General features: G+C 38.4%; 7 protein-coding genes. All 7 read left to right on the plus strand.

Annotation, left to right across the window (positions count from 1 at the left end; translation table 11 throughout):
• The first annotated feature begins 230 nt into the window (after positions 1-230).
• The gene (locus tag FC57_RS05530; protein ID WP_007126403.1) at positions 231-1,154 is read left to right on the plus strand and encodes a dihydroorotate dehydrogenase; all 924 of its coding nucleotides are present in this window, start codon (positions 231-233) and stop codon (positions 1,152-1,154) included.
• Positions 1,155-1,324: 170 nt separating this feature from the next.
• Positions 1,325-1,867, plus strand: a complete 543-nt coding sequence (gene pyrR / locus FC57_RS05535) for a bifunctional pyr operon transcriptional regulator/uracil phosphoribosyltransferase PyrR (RefSeq protein WP_007126402.1) — start codon at positions 1,325-1,327, stop codon at positions 1,865-1,867.
• 144 nt (positions 1,868-2,011) lie between these two features.
• Positions 2,012-2,968 (plus strand): aspartate carbamoyltransferase catalytic subunit, encoded by a 957-nt coding sequence (locus FC57_RS05540; RefSeq protein ID WP_007126401.1) that lies wholly within the window; start codon positions 2,012-2,014, stop codon positions 2,966-2,968.
• Positions 2,968-4,242 (plus strand): dihydroorotase, encoded by a 1,275-nt coding sequence (locus tag FC57_RS05545; RefSeq protein ID WP_007126400.1) that lies wholly within the window; start codon positions 2,968-2,970, stop codon positions 4,240-4,242. The genes FC57_RS05540 and FC57_RS05545 overlap by 1 nt, the downstream gene beginning before the upstream one ends.
• Positions 4,242-5,327 carry a glutamine-hydrolyzing carbamoyl-phosphate synthase small subunit gene (gene carA, locus FC57_RS05550; protein ID WP_040529874.1) on the plus strand — a complete coding sequence of 362 codons (1,086 nt, stop codon included), beginning with the start codon at positions 4,242-4,244 and terminating at the stop codon, positions 5,325-5,327. The genes FC57_RS05545 and carA overlap by 1 nt, the downstream gene beginning before the upstream one ends.
• Positions 5,320-8,508, plus strand: coding sequence for a carbamoyl-phosphate synthase large subunit (gene carB, locus FC57_RS05555; protein ID WP_007126398.1), 3,189 nt, complete (start codon positions 5,320-5,322; stop codon positions 8,506-8,508). Before carA ends, carB begins: the two co-directional genes overlap by 8 nt.
• 159 nt (positions 8,509-8,667) lie before the next feature.
• A complete protein-coding gene (locus FC57_RS05560; protein ID WP_040529751.1) occupies positions 8,668-9,528 on the plus strand; it encodes a GRP family sugar transporter in 861 nt (286 codons plus the stop codon).
• Positions 9,529-9,578: the final 50 nt, after the last annotated feature.

Raw genomic sequence — 9,578 nt, forward strand, 5'->3', positions numbered from 1 at the left:
TATTCTAAGCGCAGAGAGACACTTGGAATAGACCTTTCCTAAGATAAATTAAGTCAATATTTTGCACTTGCGGTCTCTCTGTACCGTTTAAAGTTTAATCAAGTTGAAGTTTAACACCTTAACTTTAAAAAAACAATATAAATTTTTTACTTTGAAAAATAAAAAAATGCGTGTACAATCGTCTCTAAAAATAAGCGAATGTCTGTGAGCATTCATTTTGGAGGGAAAATATGACAAATACATGCGTAAAATTACCAGGCTTAGACTTAAAAAATCCAGTAATGCCAGCTAGTGGGACATTTGGTTTTGGCGATGTGCCTGTTGCCAATAAGTTTGATTTGAATGATTTAGGGGCAATGGTAATTAAAACCACTACACCACATGCCACAACTGGGAACCCACAACCGCAGATTGCAGTGTTAAAAGATGGTGTTTTAAACTCAGTCGGTTTAACTAATCCTGGTGTTGACGCTGTAATTAGTGATAAGTTGACTAAATTACGTGGTAAGTATCCTAATTTGCCTATTATGGCCAGTGTTGGTGGAGATAGCGAAGACGATTATGTTGAAGTAGCTAAAAAACTTTCGAATTCAAAGTTAGTGAATGCATTGGAAATTAATGTTTCTTGTCCTAATGTCGCTCGCGGAGGAATGAGCTTCGGTGTTCACCCCGATGTCGTTGAAGAATTGACTAGAAATATCAAAAAAGTGGTCAATATTCCAATTTATGTCAAGTTGACGCCCAATGTGACCGATATTACTGTGATTGCTCGTGCCGCTGAAAAAGGTGGAGCAGATGGGATCTCAATGATTAATACGGTTCTAGGAATGGAAATAGATGTGAAAACTAGAAAACCAATTCTAGGTCACAATATGGGTGGTCTATCTGGTGAAGCAATTAAACCAATTGCTATTAGAATGATCAGTCAAGTTCGCCAAGCAACAGATTTACCTATTATTGGTATGGGTGGTATTGAATCTGCTCAAGATGTAGTTGAATTTATGTTGGCAGGTGCAAATGCGGTTGCTGTGGGTACAGCGCATTTTCACGATGAACTTGCTTCTAAACATATTGCTGAAGAATTGCCTCAAGAACTAGAGAAATTGGGCATTAAAGATATTAATGATGTAGTTGGTCAAGTAAATTTTAATTAAGTCTTGACAAACGTAGTTAATTACAGTAACTTTAAATCAATGAATGTCCTTTAAAATTAGTCCCGTGAGGCTAGCAAGGCAGGCTTAAATTAAGTTTCGACTTTACTGAAAGCTCCTAGTCTCAATAGGCTAGGAGCTTTTTTCATGGGCAGAATTAGGAGGCTATATTAATGGCAAAAGAGATATGGGATGCACTGGCAATGAAGCGTGCGTTGACCCGAATAACTTATGAAATTATTGAGCAAAACAAAGGTACTGATAATTTAGTACTAGTGGGGATCAAGACACGTGGTGTTTATCTTGCAAATCGCATTCATGATCGTACTCAAAAGTTGGAAGGCGTTGATGTACCAGTCGGTGAGCTGGATATCACCCTTTACCGTGATGATCGTCATGATGCTTCGCTTAAACAAGATCCAGTAGTTAATTCCGATCAAGTTGGCGTTAACATTGATGATAAGCGAGTAGTTCTAGTAGATGATGTGATCTACACCGGTAGAACCATTAGAGCTGCGATGGATGCTTTGATGCATGTTGGTCGTCCAAGTTCAATCAGAGTTGCAGTTCTAGTTGACCGTGGTCATCGTGAGTTGCCTATTCGTGCTGATTTTGTTGGTAAGAATGTGCCAACTTCCAATGATGAACAAGTTGCTGTTAATGTAGTTGAAAAGGACGGTAAAGATTCAGTTGAACTGAAAGCTTTGCCTAAATAAAATAGTAAAAAATAAATATCCAACCATTTAATTGACTCCAGAGAGGGCCAGAAGGGTTGCTTAATTTTTCGCATGCAAAAATACGGAAAAGGAAGCCTGGAGCAATTAAATGCTTCAGGCTTTTTTGTATAGAAAGAACAGAAAATGGAAAATATAAATCTTGTCAGTTTACCACATTTTGTAAGTGTTGAAAATTTACATGTTGATGAAGTAGAAGCTTTGATTAAACGAGCTGAATACTTTAAACGCGGTGGAGCTACTCCTCGTTTAACTAAGCCAGTTTATGTTACCAACATGTTCTTTGAGGATTCCAGTAGAACTCATACGAGTTTTGAAATGGCTGAAAGAAAGCTGGGTTTGACTGTCATACCTTTTGATCCAGCTCACTCATCCGTCAATAAAGGTGAAACTTTATATGATACTTCTTTAATCATGAATGCCTTAGGAGTTAATTTGGAAGTTATTCGTCATTCACAGAATGAATATTACAATGATTTGATCAATTTAAAAGAACATCAACATTTAAACATTGGGGTAATCAATGCGGGTGACGGCAGTGGTCAACATCCAAGTCAATGCATGCTTGATATGATGACTATTCATGAACACTTTGGTCACTTTAAAGGCTTGAAAGTAGCTATTGTTGGTGACATTACTAATTCAAGAGTAGCTAAGAGTGACATGGAGCTTTTAACCAGATTGGGTGCAGAAGTCTACTTCTCAGGTCCAAGTTACTGGTACTCAAAAGAATTTGATAAGTATGGCAAATATGAAGAATTGGATAAGTTAGTATCGAATATGGATGTCATGATGTTATTAAGAGTCCAACATGAACGTCATGCTGGGGATCCTAATGAAAAGAAATTTGATGCTAAAGCTTATCATGAAAAATATGGTATTAATCACAAACGTTACAACGAACTAAAACCAGATACGATTATCATGCACCCAGGTCCAATCAATCATGATGTTGAATTAAGTGGGGACTTGGTAGAAAGCGATAAATGCATGTTTGTTCGTCAAATGCAAAATGGTGTATTCATGAGAATGGCGATGATTGAAGCGGTTCTGCGTGGTAGAAAATTAGGAGGACTTGACTAATGAAGACAGTAATTAAGAATGGTACGGTTTACCAAAATGGCCGTTTAATCAAGGCTGATGTTTTAATTGAGGATCAACGAATTAAAGCAATTGGCACTAATCTGTCTGGTGATCAAGTAATTGATGCCCAAGATAAGTTGGTTTCACCAGGGTTGGTTGATGTCCACGTTCACTATCGTGATCCAGGTCAAACTTATAAGGAAGATATAAAAACTGGAAGTGAAGCAGCTGCCGCGGGAGGTTTTACTACTGTTGGTGCAATGCCTAATGTCACTCCTGTACCTGATACGCCAGAGTTAATGAGAAAAATGGTGGCAGAAAACAAGCAAAAGGGTATTGTTCATATTTTTCAGTATGGTCCAATTACCAAGGAAGAAACCACTGATGAAATTCCTGATTATGCCGGTTTGAAAAAGGCTGGTGCTTTTGCCGTAAGTAATGATGGACATGGCGTGCAAACTGCTCAAACTATGTATTTAGCTATGCAGAAGGCAAAGGAAAATAACTTGATTGTTGCTACGCATGCGCAAGATGATTCCCTTTTCAACCATGGTGTAGTTAACGAAGGAGTTTCAGACAGATTGAACTTGCCACCTGTTACTGAATTAGCTGAAACGACACAAATTGCCAGGGACTTGCTTTTAGCACAAAAGACTGGCGTTCACTATCACATTTGTCATGTCTCAACTAAAACTAGCGTAGAGCTAGTTCGGATGGCTAAAGCACGCGGCATTAACGTTACTTGTGAAGTAGCACCACACCATATTTTGTTAACGCAGGATGATATTCCAAAGGATAATGGCTATTACAAGATGAACCCACCTTTGAGAAGCAAAGAGGATCAAGCAGCATTGTTGGTTGGTTTGCTTGATGGAACGGTCGATTTGATTGCTACTGATCATGCACCTCATGCTAAGAACGAAAAGCAAGGTGGAATGAAAGGGGCTGCCTTTGGAATTACGGGGAGTGAGACTGCTTTTAGCACTCTGTATACTAAGTTTGTAAAGAACGAAAAAGTCCTCACACTGGAACAACTTTTAAGCTTGATGAGTGATAAGCCAGCTAAAGTCTTCGGTCTTAAAAATGCTGGAGTACTTGAACCAGGCAAACCAGCTGATATTGCCATATTTGATTTAGATCATGAAAGCAAGATTAAGGAAGAAGACTTTAAGTCAAAAGGCGTCAACACTCCATTTACTGGTCATAAAGTGTATGGTGCCACTGTATTGACTATGGTTGATGGTCAGATTGTCTACAGAAGGGATGCAAAATGATGCGCTATTTAATTTTAGAAGACGGTAGTGTTTATGCAGGTGAGGGCTTTGGTGCTGACTGCGAAACTACTGGAGAGGTTGTTTTTACTACAGGGATGACCGGTTATCAGGAAGCAATCACTGACCAAAGTTACGCGGATCAAATCTTGGTATTCACTAATCCTTTAATTGGTAATTATGGAATTACTTTGGCCGACTATGAGTCGCTAGAACCTAAGATTAAAGGCGTAATCTGTCACCAAGTGGCCCGTCATCCAGATAACTGGAGAATGCAAACTACTTTGCCAAAGTTCTTGGAACATCTGAATATTCCAGGGATTCAGGGAATTGATACTCGTGAATTAGTTAAAAAATTACGTGTTCATGGTACTTTGCGGGGTAGAATTGCTGATTCTAAGGAAGATGCAGAAAAAATTGCTAAAATTTTGCAAACCGAAAACGTTACTAAAGGCGTGATTAGTCGCGTATCTACTAAAAGTTCATATCCAGTTCCTGGCTCTAAACGCAATATTGTGGTAATTGATTTTGGTATCAAGCACAGTATCTTGCGTGAATTGGCAGAACGGGACTGCAACTGTATTGTTTTGCCATACACTGCAAGTGCAGAAGAAGTGCTTAATTTGCATCCAGATGGTGTACTTTTATCAAATGGCCCTGGTGATCCTGAAGAAATGATTGGTGCAACTAAGATGGTCCGTGAGGTTGAAAAACATGTACCATTATTTGGAATTTGTATGGGTCATCAAGTGTTTGCCTTAGCTAATGGTGCCAAAACTTACAAGATGAAATTTGGTCACCGTGGGTTCAACCACCCTGTCCGTGAAATTGCCACAGGCAATATCGGTTTTACGTCACAAAACCATGGTTATGCTGTTGCGGCTGACTCCGTTGATAAAGACAATTTGATGATTACCCATGTGGAAGTAAACGATGGCACGGTTGAGGGATTGCGTCATAAGAAATATCCAGCATTTTCAGTGCAGTTCCACCCAGATGCTACGCCAGGTCCACACGATGAAGTTTCATTATTTGATGATTTTATGTCCATGATTGATCAAAGAAAGGAAGAAGAGCGTCATGCCTAAAAGAACAGATATTCATAAAATTATGGTGATTGGTTCTGGACCTATTATTATTGGTCAAGCTGCAGAATTTGATTATTCTGGTACACAGGCTTGTTTAGCTCTTCGAGAAGAAGGTTATGAAGTTGTCCTAGTTAACTCTAACCCAGCTACCATCATGACTGATACGACTATTGCCGATAAGGTCTACATCGAGCCGCTGACAGTTGAATCAATTTCAAGAATTATTCGTCAAGAATATCCAGATGCTATTTTACCAACTTTAGGTGGTCAAGTTGGTTTGAACATGGCCATGGAATTAGCCAAAACCGGTATTTTAGATGAACTGCATATTGAGTTGCTCGGTACTAAGTTAGATTCAATTGAACAAGCTGAAGACAGAGAGAAATTTAAAGAATTATGTAAAAAATTGGGCGAACCTGTACCACCTTCTAAGACTGTTAATACAGTTGAAGATGCTTTAGCTTTTGGTGATGAAATTGGGTATCCAATCATTGTTCGTCCAGCATTTACGATGGGGGGTACCGGTGGCGGTATCTGTAACAATCGTGAAGAATTAGCTGAAATTGCTAAAAATGGTTTGGAATTATCTCCTGTAACTGAATGTTTGATTGAAAAGTCAATTGCTGGTTATAAGGAAATTGAATTTGAAGTAATGCGTGATCATGATGACAATGCAATGATTGTCTGCTGTATGGAAAACTTTGATCCAGTAGGTATTCACACGGGTGATTCAATCGTATTCTCTCCAAGTCAAACTTTGTCTGATAAGGAATATCAAATGCTTAGAGATTGCTCTCTTCGTTTGATTAGAGCGTTGAAAATCGAAGGGGGATGCAACGTTCAATTAGCCTTAGATCCAAACAGTTTCAATTACGATGTCATTGAAGTAAACCCAAGAGTTTCTAGATCAAGTGCTTTAGCATCTAAGGCTACAGGTTATCCAATTGCTAAGATGGCAGCTAAGATTGCTGTTGGGATGACTTTGGATGAAATTAAGAACCCTGTGACTGGTACAACTTATGCCGAATTTGAACCAGCTTTAGACTACGTAGTTTGCAAGATCCCACGTTGGCCATTTGATAAATTCCCTAAGGCTGACAGAGTTTTAGGGACTCAAATGAAGGCCACCGGTGAAGTTATGGCTATTGGTAGAACTGCAGAAGAAGCCATGCAAAAAGCAGTTAGATCTTTGGAAATTGACGAAAAAGACCTTTATTCAAAAGAGGCTCATCAAGCAAGTGATGATAAACTTGAGCAAAAATTAGTTAAGGCACAAGATGATCGTCTCTTTTATCTGGCAGAAGCATTTAGACGTGGCTACAGTTTGGAAGATGTACACGAATTAACCAAGATTAATTTCTATTTCTTAGATATCGTTAAGCACATGGTTGAAATGGAAAATACCCTTGAAGAAAATAAAGATGATGTCGATACCTTGCGCTTAGCCAAGAAATATGGCTTCAGTGATCCAACCATTGCCAATCTTTGGCATGAAGATACAGATCAAGTCAGAGACTTTAGAAAGAAAAATGGTATTATTCCAGTTTATAAAATGGTTGATACTTGTGCTGCAGAATTTGAATCAAAGACGCCATACTTCTATTCAACTTATGATTCAGAAAATGAATCTCATAAATCTGGCAAGAAGTCTGTCATTGTAATTGGTTCTGGCCCAATTCGAATTGGTCAGGGTGTAGAATTTGACTATGCAACTGTTCACTGTGTTAAAGCTTTGCAGAAGATGGGTTATGAAGCTATTGTTATCAATTCAAATCCTGAAACAGTTTCTACCGACTTCTCAATTTCAGATAAGCTTTACTTCGAGCCATTGACTTTAGAAGATGTATTAAATGTTTGTGACTTAGAAAAGCCAGAAGGCGTTATTGTTCAATTTGGTGGTCAAACTTCAATCAATTTGGCAGCTGGATTAGAAAAACATGGTATTAAGATTTTAGGTACCAAGGTTAAAGACGTTAACCGCGCTGAAGACCGTGAGCTGTTTGATGAAATTATCAAGAAGTTGCACTTGAATCAACCACAAGGTTTGACTGCTACTACCCATGAGGGTGTTCTTGAAGCTGCAGACAAGTTGGGTTACCCAGTATTAGTTCGGCCAAGCTATGTTTTAGGTGGTAAGGCAATGGAAATTGTCTACAACAAGAGTGAACTTGAAGAATACTTGCATGATCATGTAGACATTGCAGCTGATCACCCAATTTTAGTTGATGATTACTTAGATGGTCGTGAATGTGATGTTGATGCTATTTGTGATGGCAAAGACGTCTTGCTTCCAGGTATCATGGAACACATTGAACATGCTGGGGTTCACTCAGGTGACTCGATGGCTGTTTACCCACCACAGACTTTCTCTGACGAGGTTAAGGAAAAGATCACTGACGTAACTAGAAAATTAGCTTTAACTTTAAACTGTATTGGTATTATGAATATTCAATTTATTGTTAGAAACGGCGAGGTCTACGTCATTGAAGTAAACCCACGTGCAAGTAGAACGGTGCCATTTTTGAGTAAGATTACCGATATTGAAATGGCGCAAGTTGCAACTCGTGTAATTATGGGTGAGAGTTTGGCTGAGCAAGGTTATAGCGATGGCTTGGCTCCAGAACCAGATATGATCAGTGTTAAGGCACCAGTGTTCAGCTTCAGTAAGCTGGCTGATGTTGACTCCTACTTAGGACCTGAAATGAAATCAACTGGCGAAGTAATGGGTAGTGATCATACTTTTGCTAAGGCTTTGTACAAAGCATTTGCTGGTGCTAAGATGCAATTGCCAGAAAATGGTAACGTATTGTTAACTATTGAAGATCGTGATAAGGAAAAGATTTTGCCAATTGCTAAGAGATTTGCAAGAATTGGCTATCGTATTTTTGCTACGAAAGGTACTGCCGACTTCCTTAGAAATAACGGCTTGCATGTAGATCTGGTTACTAAAGTTCATGAGGATGAACAAGCAGATGATAATATCTTGAGTGAATTGCGGGATGACAAGATCGACTTGGTTATCAATACGATGGGTCACGATATTGAGAAGAATTCAGATGGCTTCATTATTAGACAGATGGCAATTCAACAGAATGTACCATTACTTACGGCATTAGATACAGCAGACGCCTTATTGACCTCATTGGAGAATAGATCATTTGCAACTGATGCATTGAAATAAATACAATACATTAAGAATGAAAAGATAGAGCTTTCATTAAAAAGCTCTATTTTTTTGTTAGATTGAAAGCACTTTAAATTTCGCTTATTTTTCGTTTGCTATGTAAGAGTTTTCATTGATAGAATGCTTCTTGTAACTTTTTACATAGGGGAGAAAAATATGGCTTATTTATTTCTGTTTATTCCAGCAATTGGCTGGGGATTGATGCCAATGTTTGTGGCTGGGGTTAAAAAGAGTAACATTTATCATCAGATTGTCGGCTCTGTTCTAGGTGCCTTTATATTTGGTGCTGTTGTTACTCTTATCAAGCAACCTGCTTTTAACACTACTACATTCTTACTAGCAATGATGGCTGGAGCTGCTTGGGTAATTGGTCAAGTTGGTCAGTACTACAGTTACTCAAAAGTGGGTGTTTCTGAAACCATGCCAATTTCTACTGGTTTGCAACTGATTGGAGTACCACTTGTTGGTGTACTTGTATTTGGTGAATGGGCCAGTACTCAGGCTAAGTTATTCGGGTTTATTGGTATTTTAGCTTTAATTATTGGTGTAGCTTTTACTTCAACTGATAAAGGAACGGCAGAGGGCAATAAGAAAAATCAAACTACTACAATGATTGTTTTAGTTTTAACCACTTTAGGTTACATTACTTCAAGTTCAATCCCTAAGGCATTGAAGGGTGACGGAGTAATGATCTTCTTGGGTGAGACTATTGGTATGATGATTGCTACTTTAATTTATTTAATTTGTACCAAACAAGTTAAAGTCCTTAAAGAAAAGCAAAGCTATCAAGTTATTCCAGCAGGTGTGATCTATGCGGTAGCTGCACTTTCATATATCATTTCTGTTCAATTGAATGGTGTTAACTTGGCTTTTGTTATGTCACAATTATGTGTAGTTATTTCAACTCTTGGTGGTAGCATTTTCTTGCATGAACAGAAAACTAAGAAGGGCTACATTTATACCGCAATTGGTTTGATCTTAATTGTTGCAGGAGCTGTTTTAACTTCGGTATTTTAGAATTGAAAATAAAACGTCAAATGTAATTTGATACATTCCCTGTCAAGTAG

The sequence above is a fragment of the Lactobacillus ultunensis DSM 16047 genome (assembly GCF_001436305.1).
In the GTDB taxonomy this organism is placed as follows: Bacteria; Bacillota; Bacilli; order Lactobacillales; family Lactobacillaceae; genus Lactobacillus; species Lactobacillus ultunensis.